At 67.5% G+C, this 18,516-nt stretch carries 16 protein-coding genes; 5 read left to right on the top strand and 11 right to left on the bottom strand.

The features are described 5' to 3' along the window. Positions 1 to 206: 206 nt before the first annotated feature. From SP5_RS06060 to SP5_RS06050, 3 genes are all read right to left on the bottom strand, one after another. Positions 207 to 749, bottom strand: coding sequence for a cytochrome b (locus SP5_RS06060; protein WP_042485531.1), 543 nt, complete (start codon positions 747 to 749; stop codon positions 207 to 209). A 4-nt stretch (positions 750 to 753) separates the two neighbouring features. Further along, complete coding sequence (locus tag SP5_RS06055) at positions 754 to 1,527, bottom strand: SapC family protein (protein ID WP_042485781.1); 774 nt, start codon at positions 1,525 to 1,527, stop codon at positions 754 to 756. Positions 1,528 to 1,603: 76 nt separating this feature from the next. Next, positions 1,604 to 3,028: an FAD-binding oxidoreductase gene (locus SP5_RS06050; RefSeq protein WP_042485526.1), complete on the bottom strand. Its 1,425-nt coding sequence runs from the start codon at positions 3,026 to 3,028 to the stop codon at positions 1,604 to 1,606. A 68-nt stretch (positions 3,029 to 3,096) separates the two neighbouring features. Here SP5_RS06050 and SP5_RS06045 point away from each other — a divergent pair, with 68 nt between their 5' ends. The 3 genes from SP5_RS06045 to SP5_RS06035 all read left to right on the top strand — a co-directional run bounded on the left by SP5_RS06045 (position 3,097) and on the right by SP5_RS06035 (position 5,493). After that, positions 3,097 to 3,534, top strand: a complete 438-nt coding sequence (locus tag SP5_RS06045) for a hypothetical protein (protein WP_042485523.1) — start codon at positions 3,097 to 3,099, stop codon at positions 3,532 to 3,534. A gap of 317 nt (positions 3,535 to 3,851) precedes the next feature. Further along, positions 3,852 to 5,267: a DEAD/DEAH box helicase gene (locus tag SP5_RS06040; RefSeq protein ID WP_042485522.1), complete on the top strand. Its 1,416-nt coding sequence runs from the start codon at positions 3,852 to 3,854 to the stop codon at positions 5,265 to 5,267. Between the two features lie 4 nt (positions 5,268 to 5,271). After that, the gene (locus SP5_RS06035; protein ID WP_042485521.1) at positions 5,272 to 5,493 is read left to right on the top strand and encodes a DUF1289 domain-containing protein; all 222 of its coding nucleotides are present in this window, start codon (positions 5,272 to 5,274) and stop codon (positions 5,491 to 5,493) included. A 148-nt stretch (positions 5,494 to 5,641) separates the two neighbouring features. Here SP5_RS06035 and SP5_RS06030 read toward each other — a convergent pair whose 3' ends face one another. After that, on the bottom strand, positions 5,642 to 6,409 hold the full coding sequence (locus SP5_RS06030) for an enoyl-CoA hydratase/isomerase family protein (RefSeq protein WP_042485517.1): 768 nt from the start codon (positions 6,407 to 6,409) through the stop codon (positions 5,642 to 5,644). Between the two features lie 372 nt (positions 6,410 to 6,781). On the opposite strand from SP5_RS06030, the gene SP5_RS06025 reads away from it, so the two are divergent. Continuing rightward, the gene (locus SP5_RS06025) at positions 6,782 to 7,561 is read left to right on the top strand and encodes an SDR family NAD(P)-dependent oxidoreductase (RefSeq protein ID WP_052811438.1); all 780 of its coding nucleotides are present in this window, start codon (positions 6,782 to 6,784) and stop codon (positions 7,559 to 7,561) included. 150 nt (positions 7,562 to 7,711) lie between these two features. Here SP5_RS06025 and rarD read toward each other — a convergent pair whose 3' ends face one another. From rarD to SP5_RS05990, 7 genes are all read right to left on the bottom strand, one after another. Beyond that, positions 7,712 to 8,596 carry an EamA family transporter RarD gene (gene rarD, locus SP5_RS06020; RefSeq protein ID WP_042485513.1) on the bottom strand — a complete coding sequence of 295 codons (885 nt, stop codon included), beginning with the start codon at positions 8,594 to 8,596 and terminating at the stop codon, positions 7,712 to 7,714. 45 nt (positions 8,597 to 8,641) lie between these two features. Beyond that, positions 8,642 to 8,872: a hypothetical protein gene (locus SP5_RS06015; RefSeq protein WP_042485510.1), complete on the bottom strand. Its 231-nt coding sequence runs from the start codon at positions 8,870 to 8,872 to the stop codon at positions 8,642 to 8,644. A 161-nt stretch (positions 8,873 to 9,033) separates the two neighbouring features. Further along, positions 9,034 to 10,344, bottom strand: coding sequence for a dihydrolipoamide acetyltransferase family protein (locus SP5_RS06010; RefSeq protein WP_042485506.1), 1,311 nt, complete (start codon positions 10,342 to 10,344; stop codon positions 9,034 to 9,036). Between the two features lies 1 nt (position 10,345). Then, a complete protein-coding gene (locus tag SP5_RS06005; protein WP_042485779.1) occupies positions 10,346 to 11,353 on the bottom strand; it encodes an alpha-ketoacid dehydrogenase subunit beta in 1,008 nt (335 codons plus the stop codon). Positions 11,354 to 11,531: 178 nt separating this feature from the next. After that, complete coding sequence (locus SP5_RS06000) at positions 11,532 to 12,827, bottom strand: 3-methyl-2-oxobutanoate dehydrogenase (2-methylpropanoyl-transferring) subunit alpha (protein WP_042485504.1); 1,296 nt, start codon at positions 12,825 to 12,827, stop codon at positions 11,532 to 11,534. 256 nt (positions 12,828 to 13,083) lie between these two features. Continuing rightward, the gene (locus tag SP5_RS05995) at positions 13,084 to 15,018 is read right to left on the bottom strand and encodes a sialate O-acetylesterase (protein WP_042485502.1); all 1,935 of its coding nucleotides are present in this window, start codon (positions 15,016 to 15,018) and stop codon (positions 13,084 to 13,086) included. A gap of 270 nt (positions 15,019 to 15,288) precedes the next feature. Further along, entirely contained in the window at positions 15,289 to 16,158 is an 870-nt protein-coding gene (locus SP5_RS05990) for an endonuclease/exonuclease/phosphatase family protein (RefSeq protein WP_052811426.1), read from the bottom strand. A gap of 175 nt (positions 16,159 to 16,333) precedes the next feature. Between SP5_RS05990 and SP5_RS05985 the strand changes: the two genes are divergently transcribed. Continuing rightward, a complete protein-coding gene (locus tag SP5_RS05985; RefSeq protein ID WP_245613421.1) occupies positions 16,334 to 18,430 on the top strand; it encodes a TonB-dependent siderophore receptor in 2,097 nt (698 codons plus the stop codon). The last annotated feature ends 86 nt before the right edge of the window (positions 18,431 to 18,516 follow it).

Here is an 18,516-nt window from a genome sequence, read left to right as displayed (position 1 = left end):
GTTGCAATGCGGAACGGCAGCTAGAGTCGAAAACGATCAACTCTGCTCACCCCTCCCCTGAAGGGGAGGGGCTAAAACCGTGCAATGCTGATCGCTTTCAACTCTAAGTCCCACATCACGCCATTCGGGATTATGGAACGCGTCCCGCTATTCCATCCTTTCCGGAATAGACTGGGGCGCTTTACCAGAAGCCCCGATTAGGAATTTCAGCCCCGCCGGAAACTCATCCGGGCGAGCAGGCCGTCGCGCAGCAGGAAATGGTGGCGCAGCGCCGCCGCGACATGGATCAGCACGAGCGCCAGCATGACCCAGCCGAGGATCTCATGCGCCTCGTGCCCGAGGCCGGCGGCGGCCTTGCCGATGGGCAGGGGCGGCACGTCGAACAGCCCGAACCAGCTGACGGGGCGCGGCACGTCGCGGCCGGAGCCCATCGCCCAGCCGGTCATCGGCATGGCGATCATGAGGAAATAGAGCGTGGCGTGGAGCGCATGGGCACTTCCCCGCGCCCAGCCCGGGATTTCAGCGGGCAGCGGCGGCGGGCGGTGGCCCATGCGCCAGACGATCCGTGCCGCGGTCAGCGCCAGCACGGTCAGGCCGATCGCCTTGTGCAGCGGAATGGTGCCGGGCAGCAGGCTCTCATGGAGCAGGCCGATGGCGAGGTTCGCCGCAACCAGGGTCGCGATCGTCCAGTGAAAGACGATCGCGACCTGGCTGTAGCGCGGACTGGCGGAAACGACCGGCCCGCGCATCGGATCAGCCGACCGGCTGAAGCTGCGGCTGCGGCATCTTGCCCAGCTGCGCCTGACGGGCGAAGATGTCGCGCATCAGCGAGAGCGAGAAGAGGTGCGCATAGAGCAGCGGGAGCATGCCCGACTGGCTCATCTTGCGCAGCTGGTCGCCGCGCAGGTCGACCAGCTTTTCCTCGTTGATCATCTGGAAGCCGCGATAGACGAAGGGCTGCTCGGCGCCGTCCGGCTGGATCGAGACTTCGCCGTCCATCAGCAGACCCATTTCGCCCAGTTCCTTCATGAAGTTCTGGGTGCGGGCGCCCGCCTGTTCGAACGATTCGTTGAACTGGAGGATGTTCTTGGTCAGCTCGCTCGGCTGGTTGCCGTCGAACAGCGCGTCGCCGTCGTCGAACGCGCCGATCGTCGGCGAGGTCGGGTCGAAGCACAGCGACAGCTCTTCCGATTCCGGACGCAGGCGCGCCAGCATGTACGGATAGCGGCGGATATAGGCGGGGACGTAGAAGTTCGTCTCGGTCAGGCGGCCTTCGTCATCGACGAAGACGTTCACCCCCTCGTTCAGGCCCATCAGCGCCAGCGGGATCGGCTGATCGCCGACCGAAAAGACGATCGGCATGAAGCGCTGCACCAGCGGGAATTCGTCCACGGTGACGGGGATGGCGTGCTGGCCGACCAGGAAGGGCGCGGTCTCCTGCGGGCGAACCTTGTAGTTCGCATGAGCCTCGCTCGAAAGCGGCTCCAAGCCGTTGTAGAAAAGCGGAAGGGACGGCGCGCTCGCCATGATATTCTCCAAAAAACTTGAACCACACGAGCCCCCCGGCCGCGTGTCCTGGCCCCGTGTCTATGGGCCTAGCGCCTCATGCGCAAGCGACGAGCTTGCCGGGATTGAACAGACCGTGCGGATCGAGCGCCGTCTTGATGGCGCGGATCGCCGCGACCCGCTCGGGCGAGAGGCGGGCGAGTTCATCGCGCTTCATCTGGCCGATGCCGTGTTCGGCCGAAATCGTGCCGCCCGCCGCCATCACCAGATCATGGACGAAGCGAGTGATCGTCGCGGCCTCCTCGGCATAGAAACGGTCGCGATCGGCACCGGGGGCGGCGCGAACGTGGAAATGGATATTGCCGTCGCCCAGATGCCCGAAGCCCGAGGCATGAGTGCCGGGGAAACGCGCGTCGCACGCCGCCGCCGCCTCGACCATGAAGCGCGGCATGGCGTCGACCGGCACCGCGATGTCGTGCTGCACCGCCGCACCCAGCGCCCGCTCGGCATCGGAGAGCGAATGACGGAGCAGCCAGAAGGCCTGTCCTTGTGCTTCCGAGGCCGCGATCACCGCATCGGCGGCGACTCCGTCCTCCAACGCGCGGGCCAGTTGCGCCTCCAGCATCGCGGCGGGGTCGGCATGGGCATCGCCCGTCACCGCCTCGATCAGGACGTGCCAGGGATGCGTGCCCTCCAGCGGCGCACGCGCGCCGGGCAGATGCGCGACGGCGGCGGCCAGGCTTTCGGCGGGCATGATCTCGAAGCTCTCGATCATGTCGCTCGCCGCCTGCAACCGGCGCAGCAGGGCCAGCCCCGCCGCCGGATCGGCCAGCCCGACCCAGGCGGTCGCGCCCCGCACGATCCCCGGCGCCAGCCGCAGCGCGGCGGCGGTAACGATGCCCAGCGTCCCCTCCGCGCCGATCAGCAGCTGGCCGAGGTCATATCCGCGATTGTCCTTCTTCAGCGCCGACAGCCCGTCATAGAGCGACCCGTCGGGCAGCACCGCCTCCACGCCCAGGGTCAGCCCGCGCATCGTGCCGAAGCGCAGCACCTGCGTCCCGCCCGCATTGGTCGAGACGAGACCGCCGACGGTCGCATTGCCCTTTGCCCCCAGGGTCAGCGGAAAGCGCGTCCCCTCCGCCTCGGCGGCGGCGTGGAGGTCGGCCAGGATCACGCCCGCCTCGGCCACCACCATGCCCGCCCCCGCGTCGATCCGCCGGATGCGGTTCATCCGCCGGGTGGACAGGATCATCGCCGATCCGTCAGCGGGCGGCGTCGCGCCCCCGACCATCGAACTGTTCCCCCCCTGCGGCACCAGCGGTACGCGGTGCTCGGCCGCCGCGCGCAGCACCGCCTGCACCTGGCCCGTGTCGGCGGGGGCGAGGATCGCGGGGGCATGGCCGGAAAAGCGGCGGCGCCAGTCCACTTCCCATGGCGCGATCAGCGCGGGGTCGGTGACGATGCCCTTGTCGCCCAAAATGGGGCTCAGGGCCTGGAGCATTGCGGTCTGGGCGGGAGTCATGACGTGGGTCAGTTAGGTCAGGTTCATAAAGCGTTCAATCATCGGCCCTATGAAGGGACTCTGCTGACATGCTGCGCCGCCATCGAAACCTTGCTGCCATCGCGCTGATGACACCCGCCCTGCTGGGCGCGAGCGATCGGCGCGAATCCGTGCATTATGCGCAGGTCGTCATTCGCGAGCGCGTCGTCATCCGCGTCCCCCGTGCCGCATCGGCGCCCGTCACCCCGATCCGTTGGAAGGAGCGCAAAGGCCCCCGCTGCATCGCCGCCCAGGATCTGGCGGGCGCGCTGCCCGCCGAGGAGGGTGCGGTCGATATCGTGCTGACCGGCGGCAAGCGGGTGCGCGCCCGGCTGGTCCGCGCCTGTCGCCAGCTCGATTATTATTCCAGCTTCTATATCCGCCCCGGCCCCGACGGCCGCATTTGCGCCGACCGCGACCCGATCCGCACCCGTGCGGGCCGTACCTGCGAGATCGAGCGGTTCCGTAGCCTGGTTCCGGCGCGCTGAAAAAATCCTACGAACCGCGGCACCTCCAGCCATTCGCTGGAATTAGCACTGGCTCTCGCCACAAGCACGCCCCTCCCGCAGGCGGGAGGGGATGGGGGAGGGAAGGCCACAGGCGACAGGCTCGGTGAGACCCCCTGCCCTTCCCCGGCCCCTCCCGCCTGCGGGAGGGGAGGAAGAAGAAAAAGGCGGGAATTTGCGGGACTGCCATCCCTCCCCCATGTGGAAAACTTGACTTTTGCCCCCAAATCCGCAAGCGGCATAAGCTGCTGGGCGCGTGCGGGGCGATTCCCATTCCGCACCAAATTCCGGAAAATTGCATGAGCTTTGCCGATCTCGGCCTCTCCGATGAACTTCTCAAGACGGTCACCGACGCCGGCTATACCGAGCCGACGCCGATCCAGGCCTCCGCCATCCCCTCCGTGCTGATGATGCGCGACATCATCGGCATCGCGCAGACGGGCACGGGCAAGACCGCCGCCTTTGTCCTGCCGATGATCGACATCCTGGCGCATGGCCGCAGTCGCGCACGGATGCCGCGCAGCCTGATCCTGGAGCCGACGCGCGAACTCGCCGCGCAGGTGGCCGAGAATTTCGAGAAATACGGCGCTGGCCAAAAGCTCTCGATGGCGCTGCTGATCGGCGGCGTCTCGATGGGCGACCAGATCAAGGCGCTCGAAAAGGGCGTCGACGTGCTGATCGCGACGCCGGGCCGGTTGATGGACCTGTTCCAGCGCGGCAACATCCTGCTGACCGGTTGTTCGATGCTGGTCATCGACGAGGCGGACCGGATGCTCGACATGGGCTTCATCCCCGATATCGAGGAAATCTGCACCAAGCTGCCCAAGCAGCGCCAGACGCTGCTGTTTTCCGCGACGATGCCGCCGCCGATCAAGAAGCTGGCCGACAAGTTCCTGGAAAATCCCAAGACGATCGAGGTCGCGCGTCCCGCCTCGACCAACATCAACATCGCCCAGTTCGTGGTGCCCGTCGCCCCCCAGTCGTTCGAGAAGCGCAAGCGCCTGCGCCAGCTGCTCGGTCAGGAAGAGGTTCGCAACGCGATCATCTTCTGCAACCGCAAGACGACGGTGCGCGAGCTGAACAAATCGCTCAAGCAGCACGGTTTCCGCTCGGGCGAAATCCATGGCGACATGGAACAGCCGCAACGCCTGGCCGAGCTGGAGCTGTTCAAGCGCGGCGACATCAACATCCTGGTCGCCTCCGACGTCGCGGCGCGCGGGCTGGACATCAAGGGCGTCAGCCACGTCTTCAACTTCGACGCACCCTGGCACCCGGACGATTATGTCCACCGCATCGGCCGCACCGGCCGCGGCGGCGCGACCGGCACCGCCTATACCTTCGTCGCGCCCGATGACGCCGAGAATCTCGAGAATATCGAGAAGCTGACGGGGCAGAAGATCGACCGCCTCGAACTCCCCGCCCCCGCCGAAGAGGAACGCCCCGCCCGGCGCACGCGCCGCGATCGCAGCGTCCGCCCGGCCGAGATCGAGACGGTGGAAGCGGAAACCGAGACCGTCGAGGAAGCCCCCCGCGCCCGTCCTGCCCGGACGCGTGGCGAAGAGCCGCGCCGCGAACAGCCTCGCTTCGAAGAGCCGCGGGCACCGCGTCGGGACGATCGCCGCGATCGTCGCCGTTCCAATGCAGACGAAGCACCCGATGATGGCGGCTGGAACGGCCCGATCCCGGACTTCCTGAAGGTCTCGTTCGGGATCTGATCCGATGTCGCTCGACATCATCAGCTTCGTCGAGCCGCAACCGACGAGCCTCGCCAGCCCATGCGTCCTGGTCTGCACGATGGACAAGGCGACCGGCTGGTGCCTGGGCTGCGCGCGCACCATCCGCGAGATTTCGAACTGGAGCGCCAAGCCCGCCGAGGAACGCCGCGCGATTCTGGCGGCCCTGCCCGCGCGTCAGGCTGAAATGGCGACGCGCAAGGGCTGAGGCCTTCCCGGCCCCCGTTCAGCCTGAGCGAAGTCGAAGGCCAAGGGAAAACCTCGCCGAGAGGGATTTGGGCTTGGCCGCTATGGGGCAGCGTGGCCTTCGACTTCGCTCAGGCTGAACGGAGGGCGGTCATAGGGACGGGGGGCTTTTACCGCCCCACGAACCGCCCCGGCCGCCGCTCGGTCACCGCGCGCACGCCTTCGGTAAAATCCTCGGTCCGCATCAGCTTGGCCTGCTCGGCCAGTTCATGATCGGTCGTCGCCTCGACCAGCGCGCGCAGATCGCCGCGCAGGGTCCGCCGCGTCGACGCCACCGCCAACGGCGCGGCGGCGGCGATCTCCTGCGCCAGCGCCAATGCGGTCGCCTGCAGCGCTTCGGCCGATACCAGCTGGTCGACCAGCCCCCAGCGCTCGGCCTCCTCGCCCCGGATGCGCCGCCCGGTCAGCAGCATCATCGCCGCGCGCTGGCGCCCGATCACCCGTTCCAGCACCGCCGAGATGCCAAAGCCCGGATGCAGCCCGAGCTGGACGAAGTTCGCCACGAAACGCGCCTCGGGCGTCGCGATACGGAAATCGGCGACCAGCGCCAGCCCCAGTCCGGCCCCGACCGCCGCGCCTTGCACCGCCGCGACCACCGGCGTCGCTACGCCGAACAGCCGCGCCGCCGCCATGTAGAAGGGGCTGCGCTTGCCCGGCGGCAACGGCTCGGCGACCGGGTTCGCATGGACCAGGTCGGCGCCTGCGCAGAATACCCGACCCTCTGATCGAAGCAGGATCGCACGAATCGCGGGGTCCGAATCCACATCGTCGAACGCATCCGCCAATTGCGAAATGGTTCCCAGCCCCAGGTGATTATTGGGCGGATTCCGTAACGTCAGGATGGCGACAGGCCCGTCATGGCGGATTTCGATAGTCATGACCTTCTATTAGACCGGCTTCGGCACCAGAGGCCAGCGCCATACCCGTTGCTCGAAAGACACAGCAACGAAGCATAGTGCGGGCGGGCAGGAAGAGGTACTTGAGCCCGTCCCCCCGACCGGACTAGACAATGGCCATGTCAGGTGATCGGCCGATAACGGGACGACGCCTAGGCGTCGGGAGCCCTCGGGCTCCGTGCCGGGAGGGGATGCCGGGCGGCCTGGAAAACGGGCCGCCCTTTCCCCCATTCTCGCCCCGCCCGATCTCCCCATGTCATCCGATGGAACCCGTCCGCCAGATGCGGATTGCTAAGGACCTGGATTGACCGGCGGCTGGCCGAAGGGATGGCCGCCCCTTTTGGGGATATGGCGATGCCCGACACCATCCTGATTACCGGCGCCTCCGCCGGGCTGGGCGCGGATTTCGCGCGGGCGCTGGCCCGCAAGCCGGCGACGCTGGTGCTGACCGCCCGGCGAACGGACCGGCTGGCGGCCCTGGCACAGGAACTGGGCGCGCGGCCGGATGTCGAGGTGCATGTCATCTCCGCCGATCTGGGGCGGCCCGAAGGGGTCAAGACGCTGCTCGACGGGATCGCCGACCGGGGCCTGGTTGTGGACACGCTCATCAACAATGCCGGCTTTGGCGCGCTGGATGACTTTGCCGACAGCGATCTGGCGACGCAGACGGGGATGATCGACCTCAATGTGCGGGCGCTGGTGATGCTGACCCACGCCATGCTGCCGCCGATGCTGGCACGCGGGCGCGGGCGTGTGCTGAACGTCGCCTCGACCGCCGCGTTTCAGCCGGGGCCGTATATGGCGGTCTATTATGCCAGCAAGGCGTTCGTGCTGCACTTTTCCGAGGCGCTGCATGAGGAGGTGAAAGGGCGTGGCGTAGCGGTGACGGCGTTGTGCCCTGGGCCGACCAGGACCGAGTTCGCCGATGTGGCGGGCATGGCCGAGACACCGCTGTTCGAGCGCTTCGCCGCCGGGTCGGAACAGGTGGTGCGCGACGGCCTTGCCGCGCTGGAGCGGGGGCAGGCGGTGATGGTGTCGGGGCTGCTCAACCGACTGACCGCCGCCAGCACGCGGGTTGCGCCGCGCGGGGTGCTGCGGCGGGCCGTCGCCAGGCTTCAAAGCGGGCGCAAATAGGTTTTGTTCGCGCGGAGGCGCGGAGGACGCAGAGATGTCTGGAAGAGACACACCAGCCTCCGCCCTATCGATCGGCAGACAAAGCCGCGCCGATGAAAAAGGAAGGCAGTTCGCGACTGGGCGATCTCTCCCTGCGTCGTCTGCGCGAACCTATTGGTCGCTGCGGCTGCCCCGCACGCTGTCGAAGGCGTAGAGCCCGCACCCCAACCAGATCAGCACGAAAGTGACGATATGGACCGGCTTGAGCGGCTCGCCGAACAGCAGCACCGCCTGCGCGAATTGCAGGGTCGGGGCGATATATTGCAGCAGGCCGAGCGTCGTGTAACGCATCCGCCGCGCGGCCGCCGCGAACATCAGGAGGGGGGCCGCCGTCACCGCGCCCGCCAGGATCAGCAGCATGTCGAGATGCCGGTCCACCCCGAATGCCGCCGTGCCATCGCCGCTCGCCTGGAACAGCACGAACAGCGCAGGCGCGGCGAGCAACAATGTCTCGACCGTCAGGCCGCCCAGCGCATCGATCGCCGCGATCTTGCGGACGAAACCATAGAAACCGAAGGACAGCGCCAGTGCGAGCGAAATACCGATCGCGCCGCCGCCATTGATCGCCAGCACCGCCACGCCGGCGCCTGCGATGCCGACCGCGATCGCCTGCCCCCGCCGGATTCGCTCGCCGAGCAGGGTGACGCCCAGCACGACATTGACCAGCGGGTTGATGAAATAGCCCAGGCTGGCTTCCAGAACATGGTTGTTCTGCACCGACCAGATATAGACCAGCCAGTTGAGCGCGATCAGCGCCGCGCTGGCGCAGAGCAGCAGCAAGGTACGGCCACGCGCCGCCGCGACGATGGCCTTGCCGCGTCGCGCGACCAGCACGACGACCGCGAGCAGAAGGAGCGACCACAGGATGCGGTGCGCCAGCACCTGAAGCGCGGGCACGCCCTTCAGCAGCTTGAGATAGAGCGGCAATATGCCCCAGCTGACATAGGCGCCGATGCCCAGCAACAGGCCGGTGCGCGCGGGTTGAGCGGTCGTCATGCCGCCCCCTCTTCACGCTTGGGGGACCGATGGCAAGCCGGGGGGTTAGCCCGCGACCATCCCGTCGACCTCGACCGCGCCGCCCAGATTGACGACCCGGCCCGATACCATGCCGGTGATCCGCACCGATGCGCCGCGCTCGACGATGACGTCGCCTGCGACCATGCCCTTGATCGTGGCGTGGACACCGGAGGCGACGAGAACGTCACCGCCGACCATTCCGCGCACCGTCCCGTCCGACGTCATTTCCAGCGATCCCGCCGTCATTCCGCGCATGGCGTCCTCCTGTTTCGGGGGGAGGACGCATGCCTGGCGGATAGGTTCACTCATGGCCTTCGACTTCGCTCAGGCTGAACGGATGTTGGGAAAAAACACCAACAGCCGTTCACGCTGAGCGAAGTCGAAGCGCACGCCCCGCCTTCGCCCAGCGCGCAACCTCAATCCGCGAACAGCATCACCGGCGTTTCCAGCAACTTCTTCAACGCCTGGACATAGCTCGCCGCATCGTAACCATCGACGACCCGGTGGTCGCAGCTGATCGACAGGTTCATCAGCTTGGCGCGCGCGATCGTCTCGCCGCCGCGCCCGTCGGAGCGGAAAACGGGCCGCTCGACGATGCGGTTGGGGCCGATGATCGCGACCTCGGGCCGGTTGATGACCGGCGTCGTCGCGATCCCGCCGAGCGGCCCGAGCGAGGTCAGGGTGATCGTGCCGCCGCCCATGTCGCCGCTGGCGATGCTACCCGCGCGCGCCGCTTCGGCGAGACGGCCGATCTCGGTCGCGAGTTGCCAGACATTGCGGCTCTCGGCGTTGCGGATGACCGGGACCATCAGCCCGGCGGGAGTCTGCGTCGCCATGCCCATATGGACGGCCCCCGAGCGGTTCACCACGCCCGCCTCGTCGTCATAGCGCGCGTTGAGCATCGGGAAGTCGGGCAGGGTCTTGCAGATCGCGACGATCAGCAGCGGCAGCATCGTCAGCTTGGGCCGGTTGCCGCGCCCTGCGTTCAGCTGTGCGCGTGTCTCCTCCAGCGCGGTGACGTCGATTTCCTCGACATAGGTGAAGTGCGGGATGGCACGCTTGGAGGCGGCCATATTCTCGGCGATGCGGCGGCGCATCCCGATGACGCGCACCGCTTCGTCGGCGCGGGGGGCACGGGCGGGGGTGTAGCCCTGGCCCGCCCCATAGCGCAGGAAAGCGTCGAGGTCCGCATGGCGCACCCGGTCGCCCTCGGCGGGCTTTACGCTGGCGAGGTCGACGCCCAGATCCAACGCGCGCGCCCGGACGGCGGGCGAGGCCAGCACCTTCTTCTCCTGCTCCCTCTCCCCTTGTGGGAGAGGGTCGGGGTGAGGGGTGGCGACAGGGGATTCGGCAGGGGGCGTAGCTTGCGACGCCCCCTCACCCCGGCCCTCTCCCACGAGGGGAGAGGGAGTGGGCGCTTCTTCGACGCCGGGGTTTTCGGCTTCCAGCACCGCCTCTTGCGTCGCGGGTGAAGCCTCTTCCACCGCATCGGTTTCGATCACCATCAGCGCCGATCCGATCGGCACCTGGTCGCCGACCTCGCCCGCCAGTTCGACGACGGTGCCCGACACGGGGGATTCCATCTCGACCGTGGCCTTGTCGGTCATCATGTCGGCGACCGACTGATCCTCCTCGACCCGGTCGCCGAGTTGCACGTGCCAGGCGACGATCTCGGCCTCGGAAATGCCTTCGCCGATATCGGGCAGGCGGAAGGTGAAACGAGCCATGTCAGGCGTCCTTCAACAAGGTCTTGAGCGCCTGGCCGATACGGACCGGGCCGGGGAAATAGGCCCATTCCAGGCTGTGCGGATAGGGCGTGTCGAAGCCGGTCACGCGCGCGATCGGCGCTTCGAGATGGTAAAAACAGCGTTCCTGGACCAGCGCGGACAGCTCGGCGCCGTAACCGCCGGTGCGCGTCGCCTCGTGAACGATCATGCAGCGGCCAGTCTTCTTCACCGACGCCTCGATCGCCTCGATGTCGAGCGGGACGAGGGTGCGCAGGTCGATGATCTCGGCATCGACGCCCAGATCGGCGACCACGGCGGCGCAGACATGGACCATCGTGCCATAGCACAGGATCGTCACCGCTTCCCCTGCGCGCACCGTCGCCGCCTTGCCCAGCGGGATCTTGTAATAGCCGGTGGGGACCTCGCCACCGGGATGCTTCGACCAATTCTCCGCCGGGCGATCCCAATGGCCGTTGAAGGGGCCGTTATAGATGCGCTTCGGCTCGAAGAAGAGGACGGGGTCATTGTCCTCTATCGCGGCGATCAGCAGGCCCTTGGCGTCATAGGGCGTGGCGGGGATCACCGTCTTGATGCCCGAGACATGGGTGAAGATGCCCTCTGGCGACTGGCTGTGCGTCTGGCCGCCGAAGATGCCGCCGCCGAAGGGCGAGCGTACCGTGATCGGCGCGGTGAACTCGCCTGCCGAGCGATAGCGCAGGCGTGCCGCCTCCGACACGAGTTGGTCGAGCGCGGGATAGATATAGTCAGCGAACTGAATCTCCGGCACCGGGCGCAGGCCGTACGCCCCCATGCCGACCGCGACGCCGATGATGCCGCATTCGGTGATCGGCGTGTCGAACACGCGCGTCTTGCCATATTTCTTCTGCAAGCCAGCGGTGGCGCGGAAGACGCCGCCGAAATAGCCGACATCCTCGCCCATCACGACCACATCCGGGTCGCGCGCCATGACCACGTCCATGGCGGAGTTGATCGCCTGGATCATGTTCATGCGGGTGGTTTCGCCCGTTTCCGGGGCGGTTTGGGTGCTGAGATCGCTCATCGTTTGTCTTCCGCCCCGGCGAAGGCCGGGGTCCAGGTGCGAGACGACAGGAGGCGCGCGATGCCTTGCGGTCGCGAGGACGGGGCGACTGGACCCCGGCCTTCGCCGGGGTGGTGCTGGATGGGGTTCATTTCCGCGCCCATGGCCGTCCGCTCGCTTGCTCTTCGTCGAGCATCTGCTGGCGCTGCTCGCGCAAATGCCAGGGCATCTCCTCGAACACGCCGTCGAACAGGCTGTCGAGCGGCTGGTGCAGACCGTGGCCGAGAATGCCGTTCGCCTCGGCCGCCTTTTGCGCGGCGCGGACTTCCTCGGCGACTTCCCGGTCCTGGGTCGCGTGGCGCTCTTCGTCCCACTCGCCCAGGCCGACCAGGTGATCCTTCAACCGCCGGATCGGATCGCCCAGCGGCCAGGCGGTCGGCTCGCCCGCCGAGCGATATTGGGTCGGATCGTCCGAGGTCGAATGGCCTTCGGTGCGATAGGTGAAATGCTCGATCAGCGTCGGCCCCTGGTTGGTCCGCGCCCGCTCGGCCGCCCATTGCGTGGCGGCATAGACCGCCAGCGCGTCGTTACCATCGACCCGCAGGCCCGCAATGCCATAGCCGATCGCGCGCGCGGCGAAGGTCGTCGCCTCCGCGCCCGCGAAGCCGGAGAAGCTGGAGATCGCCCACTGGTTGTTGACGACGTTCATCACGACGGGCGCGCGATAGACGGCGGCGAAGGTACAGGCCGAGTGGAAGTCGCCCTCCGCCGTCGAGCCCTCGCCGCACCACACCGCCGCGATCCGGGTATCGCCCTTGGCGGCGGAGGCCATCGCCCAGCCCACGGCTTGCGGATATTGCGTCGTCAGATTGCCCGAGATCGAGAAGAACCCGGCTTCCTTGGCGGAGTACATGATGGGTAGTTGCTTGCCGCCCAGCCGATCCGCGCTGTTGGAATAGATCTGGTTCATCATGTCGACCAGCGACCAGTCGCGCGCGATGAGCAGCCCCTGCTGGCGGTAGGACGGGAAGCACATATCCTCATAATCCAGCGCATGGGCGGCGGCGACGGCGACCGCCTCCTCGCCCAGCGCCTTCATGTAGAAGCTGGTCTTGCCCTGCCGCTGCGCGCGGAACATCCGTTCGTCGAACGCGCGGAGCAGCACCATGTGGCGCAGCATCCGGCGCAGGCCATCAGGCGAGAGCTTGGGGTCCCAGGGACCGACCGCGCGGCCCTCGTTATCCAGTACGCGCACCAGCGTATAGGCGAGTTCATGGAAGCTGTCGGCGGGCGCGGCGGTATCCGGGCGGCGCTGGGCACCGGCGGGCGGAACCTCGACACTGGCGAAGTCGACCGCATCGCCCGGCCGGAATTTCGGCTCGGGAACGTGCAGTTGCAACGGGGCCAGGTTGGCGCGCGAAATGCCTTCTGGCGGCACGGCCATGCTCTCTCCTCAACGCTTCGCCCGATTCCGCTCGGGTCGTTGCTATCTTTCAACCGGATGACATTTTATTTCAAGCGCATTTTGGGGGCGTTGGTCGGTCGAACGCGTCGGGTGGTGGTGTTTTTCCCACTTTTCCTCCCCTGCAAGGGGAGGTGGCAGGCGAAGCCTGACGGAGGGGTGTCCCGCTCTCGATAGGGGTGACACCCCTCCATCAGCTTCGCTGGTCCCCCTCCCCTTACAGGGGAGGAATTTTAGGTCAGTTCCCCGTGATCGCCATCTCGAACGGCACCACGGGATGCGGCGCTTCGTCATAGAAATTGACCACTGGGGCATCGGCCCAGGCATAGCGCACGCGCACATCGCCGGGCTTCGCATCGGCCAGCCGTACCTCCGCCCCGTTCACCGTCGCATTGGCATAACGACAGGCGGAGGCGTCGCACAGCTCGAACCCGATCGGCGAGTCTGCGCTCCACGCATGAAGCGCCCCCTGCACCCCGTTGAAACGCAGCAGCACCTCACCCCCCGCGCGGGTGGCCGAGGCGATCATCGGCCCGGACGCATTGGCGCGGTCGCCCGCCTCCAGACGGGCTTGCGCAAAGACCAGCCGCTTGGCGAGTTCGTTCTTGTCCGCCGGGTGGATGTCGTTGCGCACGCCGATATCGATCGTCGTCGCGAGCGCCGCATGGGCATCGCGCAACACCGCCAGCCGCTGCGTCTCGCGCAAGGCCGCCCAGCCGCTGTCGCCGATCTTGACCGGCGGCGATCCGAAATTGGCCAGTTGCACGATCAGGAAAGGCAGGTCCTGGCTCTGGAACTGCCGCCGCCAGCCGGTCATCAGTGCCGCAAGACGATCGCCATAGCTGGCCAGGCCGACATCCGACTCACCCTGATACCAGGCCACGCCCTTCAACCCGATCGGCCCCAAAGGCGCGATCATGCCATTATACAGCGTACCCAACCCGGCATGGCTTTCCCAGGGGCTGCGCGGATAACTCTGGTCGTTCGCCTTGTAGATGGAATAGCGCCAGCTGGTGCCGAGCGGGATCGGCGCACCGCCCGCAGGGGTGAACCGGATCCGGTCGGCCGGACCGAACATGCCGCCCGGACCATAGGTATCGCCCAGCCCGACAAGGATCTCGTTGCGGCCCTTCTTCAGCGCCGAGCGCGGCACGGTATAGCGCCGCCAGTCGCCCCAGCCGAAGGTCGCCCCGACGACCACGCCATTGACCCAGACGGTATCCAGCTCGTCGATGCCCGCCAGCTCGATCACGCCATCGCCGGTCGGCGCGGTCGGCAGGTCGAAGCCCTGACGGAACCAGACCAGCCCGTTATAATCGGCGAGCGCGGGCACGCCCCATTCCTCCCAGGGAGAAAATTTGGGCACCGGGGTCCAGCTCAGCCGGTCGGGGGCGTTCCACGGCTCCTGCCCGCGTTTCGTCCCGCTCGCCTTGCGCCACCAGTCGCCCCAGCGCTCGCCGAAGCTACGCAGCCCCGCCGCATGATCGCGCGCATAGAGCGCCAGCAGGTCGGCATCGGCGCTCAGGCCGGGCAGCTTGCGCGCGTCGATCGCGTCGATCCAGGGCAGGATCTTGGTCCCGCCCCAGCTCGAATCGATCGCACCCATCGGCACATTCGCCTTGGCCGCCAGGTCCTTGACCATCAGGTAACAGGCCGCGGAGAAATCGGCGACGCTGGCGGGCGAGGCGGCGGCCCAGACCGGGCGCTTCTCCAGCGGCTCGTCGGCGGACAGGCCGACATGATGCGCCACGTCGAGCAGGCGGATACGGTCATTGGCCGCGCCCTGGACCAACCCCTCGCCGTTCAGCGCCTGCTTGGTCGGATATTCCATGTTGGACTGGCCCGAACACAGCCAGACATCGCCGACCAGCAGGTCGCCCATCGTGTCGGCCGTACCGTCCCTGCCGGTGGCGGTCAGGGTCAGCGGCGTCGCGGTCGCCGCCATGGCGGGCAGCGTCGCGCGCCAATGGCCCTTGCCATCGGCGGTCGCGGTGGCGCTGGCGCCGCCCAGCGTCACGGTGACGCCCTCGCCCGCCCCGGCCGCGCCCTCGACGATGATCGGGCGGTCGCGTTGCAGGACGGCGTGTGCGCTCATCGGGGTCAGGATTCGCGGCCGCGCCTCCGCCATGGCGGGCCACGCCGCCGCCGTGCCCAGCAACACCATCAAACCCATGCGCCGTCCGACGCCGGACCATGAATGCCCCATCCGCATCTCATCCCTCTCCTATGCCCGCGGCCGCGCGATTCCGCGCCGCGATCAACTGTCTCGTGGACCATAGGAGCGAGCAAATGATAACGCTATCGGGAAACGATTCTCATCATTCCTCCCCTGCAAGGGGAGGTGGCAGGGCGAAGCCCTGACGGAGGGGTGTCACCCTCTCGATAGCGGGACACCCCTCCGACGCGCTGCGCGCGCCACCTCCCCTTACAGGGGAGGAATAGCTTACTTAGCAAACGTCAGCGTCGCCTCGATCGGGAAGTGATCCGATGGGTACGTCCCGCCCTGATGATAGGTATCGGTCGCAATCGCGTCCGCCTTGAACCCGCGCAGGAACAGATAATCGATCCGCCGGTCGGGCGTGCCGGTGAAGTCGTGGAAGGTCATCTCCGGCCCCTCGCGTCGCGCGGCGGCGGGCCAGGCGTCGGTCATCGCCGCCGCAAAGCGGCGATAGGCCGCCGTGTCGGGCCGCGCGTTCATGTCGCCCGCCACCACGACCGGCAGGCCCTTCGCCAGCGCAGGGAGCCGCGCCAGGATCAGCGCCGCCGCCTTGTCGCGCGCCTCGGCATCCTCGTCACGGTGCGCCAGATGGGTGTCGAGGAACAGGAAGCGATGCGGCTTCGCCCCCTTCGTCTCGAACACCGCCCAGTTCGCCATGCGCGGCAGGTCGGTGCCCCAGCTCTGGCTGCCGACGACGTCCGGCGTCTCGGACAGCCAGAAGTCGCCATGCTCGACCAGGGTCAGCCGGTCGGGACGATAGAGAATGCCCATATGCTCATTGGCATGCCCGCCCATCCGGTCGCGCCCGAACCAGCGATAGCCGGGGAGCGCACGGGTCAGGTCGTCGCCCTGCCGCTGGAGCAGTTCCTGCGTCCCGATCACATCGGGCGCGGCACGGCGGATCAGCGCCACCATCACCGGCCGCCGCACGGCCCAGCGCGTCGCGCCCTCGTCCGAGGCATAGCGGACATTGAAGGTCATGACCTTGATCGGCCCAGTGAGGGGCTGGGCCATCGCCCCTGCCGCCGCCAGCAACCCCGCCGCTGCCAGAGCCACACCACGAATCGTCCGCCGCACCACCGTCATTTCGATCATCCTTCATAGACTTATGCCAAGGCGCAACGCCGCCCGAGGCCCATGGCTGCGTCGCATGGCAGGCGCGTGACACGCTACGTCATCCCACCGACCAAACCAAAACAGATCCAATTTCCGATTGAGAGTTATTAGCATTATCGATATTGGCCGCGTCGAAATCGATTGGGGGCCGTATATGTCGAAGGTGATCTGGCGGGCGATGCTGCTGGCCGGGGTGGCGATGAGCCAGGATGCGGCGGCGCAGACGCTGGCCGCCCCGGTCGATGGCGGCAGCGACGCGCAGAAGGATATCGTCGTCACGGCCTTGCGCGATGCCAATGCCAGCATCACCGGCACCGACACGCCCCCCAACCGCTATCCGCAGTCCCTGCGCGTCATCGACCGTGCGATCATCGACCGGACCGGCGCGACGCGGCTGGACGACACGATCGACCTGGCGGGCGGCGTGTCGCGGCAGAACGACTTTGGCGGGCTGTGGGACAAATATGCCATTCGCGGCTTTGCAGGGAACGAGAATAGCGGCCCCGACATCCTCATCAACCGCTTCAGCAGCAATCTGGGCTTCAACGCCCCGGTCGATGTCGCCACGGTCGAGCGCTTCGAGTTCCTGAAGGGCGCCGCCGCCGCGCTGTCGGGCATGGGCGAGCCGGGCGGGTCGCTGAACATCGTCACCAAGGCGCCGACGCCCACGCCACGGGGCGAAGCGTCGCTCAGCTATGGCAGCTGGAACCGGGTGCGCGCGACGGGCGATATCAGCGGCCCGGTGACAAGCACCCTGTCCGCGCGACTGATCGGCGTGGCGGAGGAAGGCGACAGCTTCCGCGACCATGTCCACACCGACCGCCTGCTGATCGCACCCTCGGTCTCGTTCACCCCGACGCAGGACCTGCGCTTCCTCTATCAGGGCGAGTTCATGCGCAACCGCGCGCCGATCGATCGCGGCGTGGCGGCGATCAGGGGCGATGCGCGCGCCATGGACCGCGACACCTTTCTGGGCGAGCCCGCCGATGGCCGCATGACCCAGCGCATGCTGTGGCAACAGGGCAGCGTCTTTGCCGCGCTGACCGACCGCATCTCGCTGGAGGCCGGGCTGTCGAGCCGTGACGGCTTCCTGACCGGCTATGCCACGCAAGTCGATTTCGGCGCGCGCGGGGTGCAGGCCGATGGCCGGACGATCGGTCGGTCGCGCCGTTTCCACGATTTCCGCTGGCAGGACCTGACGGCGCGGGCCGAGCTGACCGCCAAGGTCGACTGGCTGGGCCTGTCGCACGACATCCGTGTCGGGGTCGACCGGGTGCGGCATGGCCTGGACTTCCGCATGGACCAGGCGCGCGGGCGACCGGGCGCGCCGATCCTGACCATCGACGCCTTCAACCCCGTCTATGGCCAGCCGCTGCCGGTGCCGACCGCGTTCCAGGACCGTCACCACGCGTTCCGCAGCGAGAGCGTCTATGCGCAGGACCTGATCCGCTTCGGCGACTTCACCGCGCTGATCGGCGCGCGCTGGAACAATTTCCGCGAGACGATGACCAATTATGCGCGCGGCAACCTGGTGCTGAATACGGTCGATCGCGGCATCACCCCGCGCGCGGCGCTGACCTGGGCGGCGAGCCCGCACGTCTCGCTCTTCACCAGCTGGGGCCAGTCGCTGCGGCTCAACCCCCCGGACGGGGTCAGCAGCTTCGATGCCGAGCGCAGCAGCTCGACCGAGGTCGGCGCGAAGTACAGCCTGTTCGGCGGCGCGCTGACCGGCCAGACCGCGCTGTTCACCATGACCAAGCGCAACGTGCTGAACCCCAATGCCATCGACGTCTTCGTCAAGACGCAGATCGGTCGCCAGCGGTCACGGGGCGTCGAGACGGTCGCCGACCTGCATTTGGCCAGCGGCCTGACCGGCACCGCGACCTATAGCTATACCGATGCGACGGTGCGCAACGACAAGAATGCGGCGCTGATCGGCACGATGCTGTCCAATGTGCCCAGGCATCTGGCGGCGCTCGACCTGCATCAGCGGCTGGGCGTGGTGACGCTGGGCGGCGGGGTGACCCATGTGGGTGCGCGCAATGGCGATCCCTTCGCCAGCGGCTATCGCCTGCCCGCCTATACGGTGGCGCGACTGGATGCGAGCTGGGCGGTCAACCCGCGCTTCGACGTGCGGCTCGACCTCGATAACCTGTTCGATACCTATTACATCGCCAGCAGCTATGCCGATGTGTGGACGATGCCCGGCGCGCCGCGCAATGTGCGCGTGACGCTCAGGGGGCGGTTCTGAACCAAATTCCTCCCCTGCAAGGGGAGGTGGCAGTCCGCAGGACTGACGGAGGGGTGTCGCGCCATCGAGAGGGGGGACACCCCTCC

This window comes from Sphingomonas parapaucimobilis NBRC 15100, assembly GCF_000787715.1.
In the GTDB taxonomy this organism is placed as follows: domain Bacteria; phylum Pseudomonadota; class Alphaproteobacteria; order Sphingomonadales; family Sphingomonadaceae; genus Sphingomonas; species Sphingomonas parapaucimobilis.
This window is presented reverse-complemented; position numbering and strand designations above follow the sequence as displayed.